Source organism: Okeania sp. SIO2B3, from assembly GCF_010672525.1.
Classification (GTDB): domain Bacteria; phylum Cyanobacteriota; class Cyanobacteriia; order Cyanobacteriales; family Microcoleaceae; genus Okeania.
The window spans coordinates 249,517-265,002 of sequence record NZ_JAAHGH010000004.1; the positions used below are offsets into that span (position 1 = coordinate 249,517).

Genomic DNA, 15,486 nt, shown 5'->3' on the forward strand with positions numbered 1-15,486 from the left:
TATTTAGGATTTTTTATTTTTTATGGTTTGAACTACTTGCTAATATTAACTGTTTCCTATTCCCTATTCCCCATTCCCTATAAACCTACTTTCATACCTTAATTCAGCAGTGCCCAAAATATAAACAAACTCAACTATTTAGATTCTAGTTGAGCGAACAAACTTGAGAAATAAAGTTTGAATATCAGCCAAATCTTCTGGTCAAAAAAGAAACTTCTACACGCCCTATTTAGGTTTACGCCCTACTACTGTTGGGTACATCCTGGCATTATCCCAAATTAATTCTATTTCATCAAACCCAACAGTTTGTAATTGTAATTTTGTCGTTGATGAACTCCTAAAGGCTGTAAATTTAAAAAACAAGTTCCGACAAAAATTTTTTCCTTGATTAATATAATTATCGTCGAATTTTTGATAATTTCCTTTGTTATGATTTCTCTGTTATGGAATCTTATAGAAGAATTATATTTACTTAATCTTTTAGCTCCCACGTTTCTCTCAGAAAGCCATGGTGGGGATCTGTGAAAACAGAGCCATCAGGCATAATAGTATTATAAAATACAGCATCTTTCATACTACCAATAAGGTTATCAGCATTTATCATATTAGTACCAGTGAGATTAGCACCATCGAAAATAATAGAAGTTAAACTAGCATTAGTTAGGTTTGCGTTTGTTAAGTTAGAACCACACCATTTGCTGTAATCTAAATTAGCGCCACTCAAATTGGCATTAGTAAAATCAGTATTACTAAAGTCAGCCGACTCTAAGTTTGCATTTACTAAATTGGTATTACTAAGGTCAACATCGTTCAAAATAATCCTTTCCAAATTAGCTCCATTTAAGTCTATCCCTCGCAAGACTGTTCCATTAAATACTCTCTGTCCTGCCATATAATATTTGAGAAATTCTTGTTTGTTCATAACTCCTCTGAAAAACCTATTTATTTGCTTAAAGTTATCTAAAAAATATCCTTTCATTAATTTATAATTGATAATGGATAATTGATAATTACCTCGGGTTTTAACCTTTACGGAATTGAATATAAGGAAATATTATTTCTTCTCTTGGTCGATGGTCGGACAGCGAGGAAACCTCGCCATCCCACCCTTCGGGAAGCTCCGCTTTACATGTTGCGTAGCAAAACGACCGCTTTTTTCCCCGATCAAGGGGAGGCTTCAAGGCGCGAATTATTTAATTATTAATTATTAATTATTAATAATTCGGTAAATCTAAAACAAATCCAGGCAGAATATTTTCCCCTGATAAAGTTGCTGGATTTTTGATAATTTTCACAGTTTGATGAGGGCGATAAATTTCTACCTGCTAATTTCAAAGCTAATATCGCGACAACACCTTCCTGTTATATTTCCATATCTTTTATCAAAATAACATGGGTCTAAAACCCCGCCTTGACTGGCGCAATATTTTTGGAGCGGGGCTTAAATCCCCTACTTCCCCTCCTGGGAGGGGTTAGGGGTGGGTTAACTTCTGACTTGGGGACTTGGGGACTTCTGACTTCGTTAACCCCTCCCACTCAGTTTGACCCACAGCAATAAACCCTTGAACTAATTCAGCTCCCAAAGCATTTTTGAGAACATCATTGTTATTAAAGTGAGCGATCGCCTCATCTTTTCAATTGCCATTCTTTATATTAGCTCTAGAGAAATTTAGAAAAGTTTTACTTAATCTATGGAAGTATTAAATTTGATTTGAAATAACTTTTTGTTGCTGTGGAAAAATCAGGTTTGTTGTTGTGCACTAAAGACATCTAGAAATTGGGTGCCTGAAATTTACATCTTATTATCTACTATTTGTCAATAGCTAGAATTACTTAGACATTTATACTTATTCAAAATTTGTTTTTTTGAGGTTATCTAACTCTGCTGAAAATTAGCAGATTTGAGATGCAATGAACGTAAATACAAGGTTATAGCTTTCTTTAAAAGGTCTTTTTTTGGATTTAAATATAAGACTGGCATCATATCTCAATGTACAGAGTATGATACAAATCGCTGAAATAACGCAAGTTCGTGAAATATTTTGTAATAATTAGCGAAAAATGAGGTTGTTTTGATTGGGATAAATCATATTAAAAATTAATTTGATTAGTATAATTTATGTTGAAGGGTGAGAATTTAGTTTTGTTTTTGAAATTAATTTTGCGCTCTCTTGGAGAAAGTAGAACAGAAAGTAATGGTAACTTTCTGATTACTTTGTCATACTTTAAGTGGTTGGAGCGATCGCTCTATTTTTGATTTTTTATCTTTTGAGAGTTAAGTAGGTAGGTCTAATTAAACGTTAAAAAAATTGTCGGGGGTAGGTTTAACCGAAAGCTTTGACTTAAGCGCGCTCGAGTTCTAAAAACCCGCCCTCTAATATTGCGTTTATTTATGCTCAACTACTTATACCAAATTGAAATGAAGCTGCATAGAATAATATTTCAAGCATAATTGACCGCAGATAGGAGTAGATAGAGATAGATCGATTTAATGAGTTTCATAATTCTATGCAACCTCATATAAAACTGGTATTAGTAGGGAGGTTTTCTGCGACAAATTTTATTTAGTTGTAAGCATTCAGCTATCAGCAGTCAGCTATCAGCAATTAGTAATTATTCATTACTTCTAAGGTTTAGGAAGGGGACTTTAACACCTAGTAAATGTTTTTCCACAACTGCCGAAACTTCATCAATATGAACATGACTATACCAAACTTCCTCCGGCAAAACTAAAACCATCGGACCATTGCCACATTTACCCAAACATCCGCTTTTTTCAACTGCAATATTAGGAATATCAAATGTCTGAAAAGCAGCTAATACTTTTGCCGAACCTTGCTTCTTACAAGTGCGATTTTGACAGACCAATAAAAGTCTCTCAAATTGACTATTTTCCATCATAAATCATCTAAAATTATGTAAGTATTTAGCTATTAACTGTTAGTTCTTAGCAATAATACTAATTAAAAAAAAGGTAAGCATTCAACTATTAACAGTCAGCTCTCAGCTTTTTAATAAATTAAGTAAACATTGGTTTACCTTCTACTACATTTTCAACCTATAAATTAAAGCACAAGAACAACGACTTGACTTGTCAACTAAAGGTAATTAAGCTGATAGCTGACGGCTGTTTGCGCAGCATTCCGGAGGAAATGCTTACTAAAAAAGAATGCTACGAATAGTAAGGGCAATATGGTATAATACCAAATTAAAAAAATAATGCTATACTTAAGTGGTACTTCAATTATTAAGTAATTAGCACAGACTGAATAACTTTTTTAATAATTATAAGCTAGTTATTGTTAATTATTCTTGTTTTTACTTCTCCCCTACTACCCAGCTTAAGAAAATGTAGCAAACATTGATCAAAATTGTATAATACCCCGCTTTTAAGAACATGTTTTAAATGAGTATAGACTTTAACAACTTTTTTAGTAAAATTACAGTTATAGCTCAATTAATACAGCTTTAAAACCCACGAAAAAATAGCTGATAGCTGATAACGCAGTTCCTCCGATAGGAGGCTAGCTGACAGCTAAATGCTTAGAAAGTTATACTTCATCCGGCAATAAATTTTTAGCAGCTAACCACTCACTATTAAATAATTTTGATTGATAACGAGCGCCACTATCACATAATACAGTCACAATAGTATGACCGGGACCCATTTCTTTTGCTAAAGCCACTGCTGCACCAACATTAATTCCTACAGAACCTCCCATAAATAAACCGTCTTTTCTTAATAGTTGATAAACTACTCTAACCGCCTCTTTATCATCAACCCTAATTGCATCATCAATCGGCACATTTTCCATATTTTTCGTAATCCGACTATTACCAATACCCTCAGTAATAGAATTACCCTCTGTAGAAATCTCACCAGTTTTCACATAACTATAAATACCACTTCCCATGGGGTCAGCTACTACAGTTTTAATTTGGGGATTTTTTTCTTTTAAAAATAATGAAACACCAGCAAAAGTTCCACCAGTACCAGTAGCAGCTACCCAAGCATCTACTTTTCCATCTGTTTGTTCCCAAATTTCCGGTCCGGTTGTTTCATAATGAGCGATTCTATTTGCCAAATTATCAAACTGATTTGCCCAGATAGCATTTTCCATTTCCGACGCTAATCTACCTGACATTTTTACATAATTATTCGGGTCTTTATAGGGAACCGCAGGAACGGGACGAACCTCTGCACCTAAAGTTCTCAAAGCATCCATTTTTTCAATAGATTGAGTTTCCGGAATAATAATCAAACATTTATAACCTTTAGCATTACAAATATGTGCCAAACCAATTCCTGTATTACCAGCAGTTCCTTCCACAACTGTTCCACCAGGTTTCAGTAAACCTTTTTCTTCTGCATCTTTAATAATATAAAGAGCAGCTCGGTCTTTCACCGAACCCCCTGGATTAAGAAATTCTGCTTTGCCTAAAATTTCACATCCAGTTTCTTCACTGAAGCTATTTAATCTAATTAATGGAGTATTGCCAACTGTACCGATAAAACCTTGTTTAATATCCATTTTTTGACCAATATTTTATTTACAAAATATTATTTTACCAAATTTTGCTCATATTTAAAACAAATCCAGGCAATACTGATTCTCCACTCAGACTGTCAGGATTTTCTAAACATTCGGTAGTCGTTCCTGGGCGATAAATATAAACTTTCTGTTGTTTTTTATCGATTAACCAACCCAGTTTTACTCCCGGTTCTTCCATATATTCTGTCATTTTTGCTTGGAGAGTTTTCAGACTATCTGAGGGTGACATTAATTCCACAATAAAATCTGGGCAAAGAGGAGCAAACTTTTCTTTTTGTTCTGGGGATAAACTATTCCATCTTTCTAATTTTATCCAGGAAGCATCTGGAGATTTTTTTGCCCCTGTAGAAAGAGTAAATCCTGTACTATAACTAAAAGCTATACCTGTACGATTTTGTTCTGACCATATTCCTAATTGCACACATAGATTAAATTCTCTATTTCCTGTTTATGAACCAGTAGGAGACATAATTAATAATTCTCCAAATTTATTAGTTTCTATGCGTAAATCTCGGTTAATTTGACAGAATTCAAAAAATTGTTCCTCTGTCATTTGTAAATCTGGAGGCATTTGCAGAATAATTTGGTCGTCAAGCATAATTTATTTCCCTCCCATTTACCAAATTTTGCTCATATTTAAAACAAATCCAGGCAATACTGATTCTCCACTCAGACTATCAGGATTTTCTAAACATTCAGTAGTAGTTCCTGGGCGATAAATATAAACTTTCTGTTGTTTTCTATCGATTAACCAACCCAGTTTTACTCCCGGTTCTTCCATATATGTAGAATATGACACTAACAGATTGGGTATGTGTAATATGAGGTTATTTGTGGAATCCAGACCTTGTTACAAAAAAACTATTACTCGTTACCAGGAAGGAAAACCAATTCTTTACTATGCCTCTCAACCTGAATGGATATTTAGTGCCTTAAAACAAGGAGAAGATGTAGTTTGGTTGGAAGTTCCTTTTACCTTGGATAATCTAACTGAAAAAGATACATTACTAGATAGAAAAAATCTTGGTTTTCCAATAGTTCAACAACGTATTGTTGCTAACAAAAAATTTCTAGAAGCTAATCCAGTTGTTAAAAGGTGGCTGGAGTTAGTTCAAATTCCTCTGGCAGATTTGAATGTTGAAGAATTACGTATAAAAGAAGCTATAGACAGGTTAGAAAATAATGTTTCTGATTTTAGTCTCTATCGATTAGAAATAGAAAAAATTTATTCCTTTTTAGATCGTAACTTAGGAAGTAGTCATCGCCAAGCAAAAAAATGGGTAAAAAATAATCAGCAACAATTTGATAGATGGTTAAAAGAGGCAAAACAAATGGAAGCTGCTACTACTAATCAAGGCTGAAAAATTAGAGGTCTCAATCAAATAATTGAATCATAAAACATGAATTTTACTCCTAAAAATTATCAGTATTCAGTACTCAATTATTAGCTATGAGCTATTAATTCATTGCCTTGAGAAAAAAATTGTTATTAATATCATGTCCGGTTGAACAGTTATAAATAAACTACTCAGAATTCAGAATTCAGAATCCAGAATTCAGAATTCAGGAGGGAAGAAAAAAGAAAAGAAGGAGAAAGTTTTTTTATCACTAATTATCCGGACATGATATAAGAGATAGATTAAGGGATTAAGTAAAAAAGCAAATCTAAACTTTAAACAATCAATCTATATTTAATTAAGGATTAAGAATCCTAGTTAAAATCTTAATCCTCAATTAAATTATATAGCAAGGAACGAGTTGATATTTGACTTATGTTGTAAGCTTTCAGCCGTCAGTAATCAGCAATCAGCTATTGCTTTTAATTTTAGATAAAAGCTTTACTGATTGAGTCAGAATTTATACTTACTATAAAAGCTGGCCGAAACAGTATATATTCATTAAAACCCCCTTTTTTTTGCTGAGAGCTGACTGCTAATAGCTGTTTGCGCAGCATTCCACAGGAAATGCTTACCTTTTGTTGATGATGAAACTGAGAAAGAAAAAAGCTTTTGCTACTGTTCTCTGCTCCCTACTATAACTTTACTTATTTGGTTGAGGGGTCATCCGCAAATATGACTTAACTTCTGTGTAACCTTTGGGGAATTTTTCTTTCAATACTTCTGGATCTTTTAGAGAAGGAACAATTACACAATCATCTCCATCTTTCCAATTTACAGGAGTAGCAACTTGATAATTATCTGTTAGTTGCAAAGAGTCAATTACTCTAAGAATTTCCTCAAAATTACGACCTGTACTAGCAGGATAAGTAATAGAAAGACGGAGTTTCTTTTGGGGGTCGATAATAAAAACAGTACGAATTGTGAGATTATTTAAAGAATTAGGATGAATCATATCGTACAAATCAGAAACCTTTTTATCCACATCTGCCAGGATAGGATAATTAACCGTTGTACTTTGGGTTTCATTAATATCTCCAATCCAACCCTTATGAGATTCTGCATCATCCACACTTAGGGCTAAAACCTTAGCACCTCTTTTGTCAAATTCTGGTTTGAGTTTGGCAACTGTCCCTAGCTCTGTTGTACAAACAGGTGTGTAATCAGCAGGGTGAGAAAATAGCACTACCCAGCTATCTCCAGCCCAGTCATAAAAGTTGATTTCCCCTTCAGAAGAATTTTGGGTAAAGTTGGGTACTGTATCACCTAATCTAAGGCCCATAGCTTAACTTCCTATATTGTTTATAGTGAACAATTCTCTATGTTTTCATCCTATAATCATTTAAGCTTTTAACTTTATATAATCTTAAAAATTGGATTAAGTTGAAAGTTACGTTATCTGTTATGAATTAGTAACCATGTTTCAATTTATTTATTTTGTTATTCATGCCATACAACCATTTTTGGTTCCTTTCTGTTTTGTCCTTGCTTGGGGATTGATAATTTTAACGGTTTGGAGTATAATCAGCGCCCTTGTTGATTCAGTCCGTAGAGCGAAACAAATGCACGAAATTCCCTGTGCTAATTGTCTATTTTTTACTGGAGATTATCACCTCAAATGTCCTGTACAACCTAAAGTTGCTCTTTCAGAAAAAGCAATTAATTGTATTGACTATAAACCTAAATCTGTGAGTTGGTACGACCGGATTAATTCCTATTGAAGAAGGAAGAAGGCAGAAGGCAGAAGGGTTCAACAATTAATAATTAATAATCACCTATCTTTGAAAACGGATAGGATTGACTAAAAGGAAAATTTTTTCTTTTTTCTCCTTTAAAAGAGAAGCTTTAAACCTTAACTATTCAGTAAATATTGAAAGAAAGGGAAAAACGATAAAGATAACTATCTAAAATGAATTGGAGCAGCTATTTTTAAGCATATCCAATCAAGATGAACTTTTGATCGCATTCTTTTTTTAAACTGATATTAGGCAATAGTTAGGGTTTGCGTATGGAAAGTCTTTTTGCTCTTTGTAGGAGACAGCTATACTGGAGACAACCCACCCGCAGGCCCCTCCCAGGAGGGGAAGACAGGAGGAACGGGGAATTTCGAGGAGATAGGAGTAAGAATTGCCCCAAGATTGTTCTGCCCAACTATGAGCCTAAAATACGCTCCATGCATGAGCATGAAGAGCTGAAAAACAAGTACTTTTTTCGATCCCAAAAAGGCTAAAGTCTTTATATTTCAATGCTTTTAGATTTAATCACCAAGCCCTAGTTAGAAATAGTTTTGATCAAAACAATTGGGTCGCGCCACCCCACCTTTTAAGGCGAAATATTTTTGGAGGGAAGCTCAAATCCCTGTTACAAAAATAACTTCTAACTTCTAAATTCTAACTTATGACTTCGTTAAGCTTGCTACTTTTTGATTTGAGGCATATAAATTTAATTTCAAAAAAAACAACAGCCTATTCCTGCCCAATATCTATTAATACTTTTAATACTCCCTTCTTCTGAGCATGAGCAAAAGCATCAATTCCTGCCTCTAGGGGATAATGAGCTTGGATTAATGGCCTAATATTAACCTTCTGTTGTGATAAAAGTTCCAATGCAGGTTTAAAAGGTCCGCAACGAGAACCAACTAAAGTAATTTCATCCACCACCAACGACGAAATATCCAAACTCAGATTCCCAGCATAAGTACTTTTGAGGACCAAAATACCACAAGGACGAAGGGCACGACGAGCGATCGCAAATCCCTCTGGGTTGCCAGTACATTCGACTGCCACATCAAAAGCTCCTGTAGTTACAGCATCAGCAAACCCAGTTTTAATTCCCCGCTCTTCTAAATTTGCCAGTTTTTCCCGGTGACGACCGACAACCAATAACTGACAATCAGTTAAAGCTAAAGTTTGTGCCACCAACTGTCCAAGTTTGCCATCCCCCACAACTAAAACTTTATCTACTGGACAAATTTGTATCTGTTGCTGAATTTCCAATGCTGCTGCCACTGGCTCAGTAAATGTAGCTTCATCGGTTGAGACATTTTCAGGTACCGGATGGAGATTTTTTGCTGGCAAGGTGAGATATTCGGCAAAAGCTCCATTGCGGTTAACTATTCCCAAGACTGTCCGATTTTCACAATGGGTGGGTTGGTTGCTTAAGCAAAAGCGACAATGACCACAAGCGGCATTAATTTCTCCGACCACTCGTCGATTGAGTAAATTTTCGGGTCCTTGTTCGACCACACCGACAAATTCATGGCCGAGGATACCTTTGTAAGGGTAGTAACCTCTAAGAAGTTCTAGGTCTGTATTGCAGATACCAGCACGCAAGACCCGGACAAGTGCTTCTCCTTCTGGGGGTTCGGGTGTGGAGAGGTCGGTGCGGAGTTGGAGTTGTTGGTTTTCTAGCCAGATTCCTTTCATTATTTCTATTGTCTTTTTTGAGTAGGTCTGCTTAATTTGATTTTAGCTAAATCGTCGAGAAGCCTCGCGCCATAATCTCTGATTTGGCGACCAGATTAATCGGCGGTAAATTAATGGGGTGAGTACGCCTCATTAATTTACAAATATTGCTTTTTGCTCAAGACTTCAATTGTTGACGTTATCATAACAATGAGCGAACTAATGTTGATAGTAATGCGGACAGCTTATCAGTACAAATTAAAGCCTAATAATGAACTTGTGTCTACCATAGAACTATGGCTGGACTTGTTGCGTCGGCAGTACAACTATCGGTTGGGGGAGCGGTTTTCGTGGTGCTCAGAAAATCGCTCTTCCGTTAATCCTTGCCCTTTAATAATGCCAATTCCTCAACTAAAAAATAACCCGGATTATTACTCGTAAGAATTAAGATTTAGTCAATACTAAAGATAAATTTCCTGACTACAAGCTAATTCATTCTCAAGTATTGCAAGATTGTATTAAACGGGTCATTTCAGTTATCAGTTATCAGTTATCAGTACCTCTGCAATAAGGAGGCAAGAAAATACATAATTTTATTTTTTTTATCCCCTTAAAAAGGGAGGTGCATACCTACAATTGCTCGGTAAAACTTTCCTTTGATAGATGGTTGAAGGCAGATAAAAATGGGCATAAATTAGGCAAGCCAAGGTTGAATGGAATTGGTCGTTATCGTAGCTTTACTTATCCTCAAATAAAGCAAAATTGTATTGAGGGAAATAAGATTAATTTACCGAAAATTGGTAAAGTAAAGTTGATTCAACATCGACCATTGCCGTCAGGTTTTCAAATTAAAACCGTTACTATTAGCCGTAAAGCTGATGGCTATTATGTCACGCTATCCTTAGAATATAAATCGGTTCCTAAATTTAATTGTGATGTCGAACCGACAACAGAAAATACTCTCTTAATCGATATGGGGCTGAAAAACTTCTTGGTAACAAGTGAAGGAGAATCGGTTTCAATTCCTCAATATTATCGCTCATCTCAGAAGCGATTAAAGACTCTACAAAAACGTTTATCCCGTAAAAATAAAGGCAGCAAAAGATGGTTAAAAGCTCTTCTAACTGTAGCTAAACAACATAAAAAGGTAGCCGATAAACGTAAAGATTTTCATTTCAAAACAGCCAATGAATTGTTATTAAAAGCTGAAGTTATCCAATACGAAAACTTAAATATTAAAGGGCTAGCAAAGACCCGTTTGAGTACATCAATTAATGATGCGATTTGGGGGACAATTCCTGTATATTTTGACTGTCAAAGCCGGAAATGCTGGAGGTGAAGACTATAGCAGTAAACCCCAAAAATACTAGCCAAGATTGCTCGAATTGCGGTGAAAAAGTCCCGAAAGAATTAAACATACGAACTCATTCTTGCCCACACTGCGGTATCGTTATGGACCGCGACTTAAATGCAGCAATAAATATAAAAAATAGGGCGGTGGGGCATCCCGTCCTTAAAGCACGCGCTTGTCCGATGCAGTGGCAGGACTGCGAAACGAGAGAGCTTACACTATAACGTCAGCTTAGTGTGGGAGTATGTCACCGAGTAGTTTCTTTCGGGCATAGTTGAATTTTTGAGAAATTATTCCAAAAATGATAATTGTAGGCTTTTGCTAGACTATAACTAATGGGACTCACACAAAATAGAACCATAAAACCCACATCCAGATTACAGGCAACAGTTACAAGCCCTAACCTAAAAAGATCAAAAATCAAAAATAGAGTGATCGCTCCAACTACTTAAGAGTATGACAAAGTAATCAGAAAGTTATCATTACTTTCTGTTCTACTTTCTCCAAGGGAGGGCAAAATTAATTTCAAAAACAAAACTAAATTGTCACCCTTCAACATAAGTCATACTAATTAAATTAATTTTTAAGATTATTTCTTCCAATCAAAATCGCCTCATTTTTCGCTAATTATTACAAAATATTTCACGAACTTGCGTTATTTCAGCGATTTGTATCATACTCTGTACACTAAGATATGATGCCAATCTTATGATTAAATTCAAAAAAAGACCTTTTTAAGAAAGCTATAACCTCGTATTTACGTTCATTGCATCTCAAATCTGCTAATTTTCAGCAGAGTTAGATAACCTTAAAAAAACAAATTTTGAATAAGTATAGATGCCTAAGCAATTCTAGCTATTGACAAATAGTAAATAATAAGCAGTAAATTCCAGGCACTCAATATCTAAATTTCTTCAAGTGCAGAAAAACAAAGCTGATTTTTCCACAGCAACAAAAAGTTATTTAAAATCAAATTTAATAGTTCTATAGATTAAGCAAAACTTTTCTAAATTTCTCTAGAGCTAATATAAAGAATGGCAATTGAAAAGATGAGGCGATCGCTTACCTTAGTAATAAGAATGTTCTGAAAAATGCTTTGGGATTTGAGTTATCTCAAGAGCTATTTATATAGTAAAGTTTCGAGCGCAGTGGAAAATCACCAACAATTTTATTGTGTGAAGCTCCTAAAAAATTGCAGGTCAAAGGGAAGTAGGTTGAGTTGAGGCAACGCTCTTCGTAGCTTATCCGTAGGATAAACCCAAAATATATAGCACAACACATTTAAGGTTAGGGAATCCTGCTATTAATATTCTGGTGCTTTTTTCAAGCAAAATTTACTCTCTTAAGTAAAAAAAACTACTGCCATACAAGTTTTTGTCAGGTTGCGCTGTCTCTTAACACAACCTACAACTAAGTTAAGGCAATTAGGAAGTAATTTATAGATAGGAGAAAAATATGTATATTATGAAATTTCGCTTTGATAGATTTTTGGCTTAAATTCCCTAAAAGAAAATTTTTAACTGCCTAAAATTCTCTACAGTTTCTTAGGTGAAAGGATATCTTAAAAATTAATAAAACTCCCAGTTATATTTCTGAGGCAAGAAATAAAATCAGATAAAGATAATTGCAGGGTAAAAATAGCAAATAAATGAGGTAATCAAATGTTAAAGACAATCAATACAATTACAACTAGACTATTTGTTGGTGTTACAGCTTTTGCCTTAATAGTTGGTTCTTTACCTAAAGAAGTAAATGCAGGAACAGGAGATGGAGGTAGCACAGGTTGGGAGAGAGTGAGTACCACAGATATCGTAAGCTGTGAGCAGAATGCTAAACAAGAAATGGACAGATTGGTACAACAAGGGACAATCCAAAAAATTCCTGGTTGGAACAGTCGCTTTAAAAAAGGAAATAATACTGTTTTCAATGTTATCTGTACTAATGATGGTCGATGGGTAAGGGTTGACGTAATTTGTTTTAATCAGTGTGCAGATGGCTTTAGTCGTATTCGCAGTAAAATAGAGGCACTTCTAGTATGGTAAATCAAAGCATTTTCAGCATTTGTAGGTTGACTTGAGGTAAGGAAACCCAAATCATATAGCATAACGTACTAAAATTAGGAAATCCTACTGTTAATATTCTGGTGCTTTTTTCAACCAAAATTTATTCTCTTATAGCGCTTTTCAAATCAATACCTCACGTCGCAAAATATAGTACGGACGTTCCATGGAACATCCCTACCACTTTGGTTTACCAAAATGAAAACCACTGTAACTAAAAAATGTACTGCCATACAAGTTTTTGTTGGGTTGCGCTGTCGCTTAACCCAACCTACAACTATATCCCTCCTTCTTCCTCCTTCCTCCTTCCCTCTTCCTTCTTCCTACTCCTCTAAATCTCCTATTCCTCCTGAGGACTGAGGACTGACTCCTTCTTCCTACAATAAATCCTTAAACTTAGGATGATTAGCCAAACTCTTCAAAACTTGCTTAATATCCTGAGACCGCTCCTTTTTCACAATCAAAGTCACATTCCCATCCCTAACAACAACCACATCCTCCAAACCAATAGTCACAATAGCATCATCATCACTCGTGGCATAAAAAATCGACCCCTCCGTATCCAACCCCAAATGATTAGCCAACTCCACATTAACTCCATCACCCTTAACCAAACGTTCCAAAGCATTCCAGTCACCCAAATCATCCCAACCAAAAGCCACAGGTAACACAAAAGCCTTATCAGTCTTCTCCATCACAGCATAATCAATACTCTTCTTCTCCAACTGAGAATAACCCTCAGCACCCATCGCCTCCAAAACAGTCATCATCGTCGGGGCATATTTTCGTAACTCAGCCAACATTACTCCCACCCGGAACACAAAAATACCCCCATTCCAACTAAAACGACCAGTTGCCAAAAACTCCTCAGCCTTCTCCCGGTTAGGCTTTTCCGTAAACCTGGCCACCCGATAAGCATCAAACCCACCAAAATTTCCTGCTTTTTCTCCCTGTTCAATGTATCCATAACCAGTAGAAGGGAAAGAGGGCTTCACACCGAGGGTGACAATAGCCTCCTGGTTCATTGCCAACTCAGCTGCTGCCTCCAAGGTCTTCTGGAATACTTCCGGTTCCCCAATCCAATGGTCAGCCGGAAAAAACCCAACTACTGCATCTTCCCCATAACGACGTGCTGTCTCTATTGCTGTCCACGCAACAGCAGGAGCTGTATCCCTTCCTTCTGGTTCTGCCAATATATTTTCCTTTGGCATCTGGGGTAACTGTTGTGCTACACCTTCGGCCAACATTGCCGATGTTACAACCCATAAACCATCCCAATTATTAGATAATGAGAGTAATCTCTCTGCTGTTGTTTGTAACAAACTTTTACCACTACCATCCAGGGAAAGAAACTGTTTGGGTCGATGCTTTCGACTTAAAGGCCAAAAACGTTCTCCTTTACCGCCAGCAAGAATTACAGGTATCATCAGATTTTAGATTAATTAATAGATTAGACTATTCAATCGTGAACTACCCCAACTTGCTAGGCTGAAGTGGGGCTTCTGAACTCACAGGGGAATGCCTCAAGACGGACTTACGCCCAGCTTTTGGTCTTACTTCCCCTCCTTCCCTACGGGACGCTGCGCGAACAGCAGCAGTCCTTCCAAGACCGATAATTGTCTGATGCCTTCTGTTCTTAATATTCTTGCTGGCATTTTCATCCCTATCATGGTGTGTGCCACAATTCGGACAAGTCCACTCTCTCATCTCTAATGGCATTTCTGACATTTGGTAGAGACAATTACAGCAAGTTTTAGAACTAGGAAACCATCTGTCAATTTCTATTAACAAACCACCTTTTTGTTGTAGTTTATAGTCAAGGAAATTGACAAACATACCCCATCCGACATCAGATATTGCTTTAGCTAGCTTATGATTACAAACCATACCCTTGATATTCAAATTTTCAACGACCACTACCTGATTATCATTGACTATTTTTCGAGATAATTTATGTAGAAAGTCTTGACGGACATTACTAATATGTTCGTGAACTCTAGCCACTAGCTGGCGTGCTTTTTCTCTTGAAATACTTCCTTTTTTCTTACGAGCTAATTTAGCTTGTTTTCTTGCTAAGTTTCTCTGATGTTTCTTGAGGTGTCTAGAATTATTATATTTAGATGTTTTTTCTCCATCATGGGTAATACAAAAATCCTTGAGTCCTAAATCAATACCGACTACTTTATCAAAAATCAACACTTCCGGAGTTTCTTGTTCAGTGTTGAACAACAATGAGGCATAATACTTTCCTGTAGGTGTTTTAGTTATGGTTACAGTTTTTAATTGACCGTCAAATAATCTATGAATTGAGCCTTTAATTACCCCTACTTGAGGAATTTTCACTCCATTGTCAACTACTTGACAGTTTTGAGGATACTGTGCTGATTGTTTCCCATGATAAGACTTGAATTTAGGGTAGTTAGCCCTTTTCTCAAAAAAGTTCTTAAATGCTTTGGTTAGGTTCAGGGTTATTGACTGCAAAACTTGAGAATAACATTCTTTCAACCATGCAGTTTCTTCAGATTTTTTGAGCTTGGGCAAAACTTGATTTAGAGCAACTTGGCTTAATCCTTTGCCTGTTTGTTGATAAGTTTCATTGCACAGGTTTAAAGCATAGTTCCACCACCATCTAGCACACCCCATGACTTGAGTTAGTTTTTGGGATTGCTCTGATGATGGATAGATTCTGACTTTGATGGATCTGTACAAGGATTTGAGGAA

Annotated in this window: 14 protein-coding genes and 3 pseudogenes; 7 read left to right on the plus strand and 10 right to left on the minus strand. The window is 35.9% G+C overall.

The window, feature by feature from the left end; genetic code table 11:
• Positions 1 to 472: 472 nt before the first annotated feature.
• Both F6K15_RS05225 and F6K15_RS05230 read right to left on the minus strand, forming a co-directional pair.
• A complete protein-coding gene (locus F6K15_RS05225) occupies positions 473 to 922 on the minus strand; it encodes a pentapeptide repeat-containing protein (protein WP_293057939.1) in 450 nt (149 codons plus the stop codon).
• A 292-nt stretch (positions 923 to 1,214) separates the two neighbouring features.
• A pseudogene (locus F6K15_RS05230) lies at positions 1,215 to 1,325 on the minus strand (Uma2 family endonuclease); the annotation flags it as partial.
• 794 nt (positions 1,326 to 2,119) lie between these two features.
• On the opposite strand from F6K15_RS05230, the gene F6K15_RS05235 reads away from it, so the two are divergent.
• Positions 2,120 to 2,257: a hypothetical protein gene (locus F6K15_RS05235; protein WP_293057941.1), complete on the plus strand. Its 138-nt coding sequence runs from the start codon at positions 2,120 to 2,122 to the stop codon at positions 2,255 to 2,257.
• Positions 2,258 to 2,613: 356 nt separating this feature from the next.
• On the opposite strand, the gene F6K15_RS05240 is transcribed toward F6K15_RS05235, so the two are convergent.
• The 4 genes and pseudogenes from F6K15_RS05240 to F6K15_RS05255 all read right to left on the minus strand — a co-directional run.
• Positions 2,614 to 2,901, minus strand: a complete 288-nt coding sequence (locus F6K15_RS05240) for a (2Fe-2S) ferredoxin domain-containing protein (RefSeq protein ID WP_363267312.1) — start codon at positions 2,899 to 2,901, stop codon at positions 2,614 to 2,616.
• A 650-nt stretch (positions 2,902 to 3,551) separates the two neighbouring features.
• Positions 3,552 to 4,532, minus strand: coding sequence for a cysteine synthase A (locus F6K15_RS05245; RefSeq protein ID WP_293057943.1), 981 nt, complete (start codon positions 4,530 to 4,532; stop codon positions 3,552 to 3,554).
• Between the two features lie 34 nt (positions 4,533 to 4,566).
• Positions 4,567 to 5,151, minus strand: a pseudogene (locus F6K15_RS05250) (Uma2 family endonuclease).
• Positions 5,152 to 5,169: 18 nt separating this feature from the next.
• Positions 5,170 to 5,337: pseudogene (locus F6K15_RS05255) on the minus strand (Uma2 family endonuclease); the annotation flags it as partial.
• Between the two features lie 49 nt (positions 5,338 to 5,386).
• On the opposite strand from F6K15_RS05255, the gene F6K15_RS05260 reads away from it, so the two are divergent.
• Positions 5,387 to 5,914, plus strand: coding sequence for a glycine betaine ABC transporter substrate-binding protein (locus F6K15_RS05260; protein WP_375341046.1), 528 nt, complete (start codon positions 5,387 to 5,389; stop codon positions 5,912 to 5,914).
• A 679-nt stretch (positions 5,915 to 6,593) separates the two neighbouring features.
• Here the strand turns inward: F6K15_RS05260 and F6K15_RS05265 are convergent.
• Positions 6,594 to 7,232, minus strand: a complete 639-nt coding sequence (locus tag F6K15_RS05265; RefSeq protein ID WP_293057945.1) for a peroxiredoxin — start codon at positions 7,230 to 7,232, stop codon at positions 6,594 to 6,596.
• A 136-nt stretch (positions 7,233 to 7,368) separates the two neighbouring features.
• Here F6K15_RS05265 and F6K15_RS05270 point away from each other — a divergent pair, with 136 nt between their 5' ends.
• Positions 7,369 to 7,671: a hypothetical protein gene (locus F6K15_RS05270; RefSeq protein WP_293057947.1), complete on the plus strand. Its 303-nt coding sequence runs from the start codon at positions 7,369 to 7,371 to the stop codon at positions 7,669 to 7,671.
• Between the two features lie 744 nt (positions 7,672 to 8,415).
• Here the strand turns inward: F6K15_RS05270 and F6K15_RS05275 are convergent.
• Positions 8,416 to 9,375: an alcohol dehydrogenase catalytic domain-containing protein gene (locus tag F6K15_RS05275; protein ID WP_293057949.1), complete on the minus strand. Its 960-nt coding sequence runs from the start codon at positions 9,373 to 9,375 to the stop codon at positions 8,416 to 8,418.
• Positions 9,376 to 9,528: 153 nt separating this feature from the next.
• Here F6K15_RS05275 and F6K15_RS05280 point away from each other — a divergent pair, with 153 nt between their 5' ends.
• The 4 genes from F6K15_RS05280 to F6K15_RS05290 all read left to right on the plus strand — a co-directional run bounded on the left by F6K15_RS05280 (position 9,529) and on the right by F6K15_RS05290 (position 12,747).
• Positions 9,529 to 9,795 carry a helix-turn-helix domain-containing protein gene (locus F6K15_RS05280; protein WP_293057951.1) on the plus strand — a complete coding sequence of 89 codons (267 nt, stop codon included), beginning with the start codon at positions 9,529 to 9,531 and terminating at the stop codon, positions 9,793 to 9,795.
• Between the two features lie 181 nt (positions 9,796 to 9,976).
• Positions 9,977 to 10,693, plus strand: a complete 717-nt coding sequence (locus F6K15_RS05285; protein WP_363267315.1) for a transposase — start codon at positions 9,977 to 9,979, stop codon at positions 10,691 to 10,693.
• Positions 10,681 to 10,929 (plus strand): transposase, encoded by a 249-nt coding sequence (locus F6K15_RS38150; RefSeq protein WP_363267317.1) that lies wholly within the window; start codon positions 10,681 to 10,683, stop codon positions 10,927 to 10,929. The genes F6K15_RS05285 and F6K15_RS38150 overlap by 13 nt, the downstream gene beginning before the upstream one ends.
• A gap of 1,437 nt (positions 10,930 to 12,366) precedes the next feature.
• On the plus strand, positions 12,367 to 12,747 hold the full coding sequence (locus tag F6K15_RS05290) for a hypothetical protein (protein WP_293057953.1): 381 nt from the start codon (positions 12,367 to 12,369) through the stop codon (positions 12,745 to 12,747).
• Positions 12,748 to 13,142: 395 nt separating this feature from the next.
• Here F6K15_RS05290 and F6K15_RS05295 read toward each other — a convergent pair whose 3' ends face one another.
• Entirely contained in the window at positions 13,143 to 14,192 is a 1,050-nt protein-coding gene (locus F6K15_RS05295) for a mannose-1-phosphate guanylyltransferase (protein ID WP_293057956.1), read from the minus strand.
• Positions 14,193 to 14,235: 43 nt separating this feature from the next.
• On the minus strand, positions 14,236 to 15,474 hold the full coding sequence (locus F6K15_RS05300) for an RNA-guided endonuclease TnpB family protein (protein WP_293057958.1): 1,239 nt from the start codon (positions 15,472 to 15,474) through the stop codon (positions 14,236 to 14,238).
• Positions 15,475 to 15,486 lie beyond the last annotated feature (12 nt).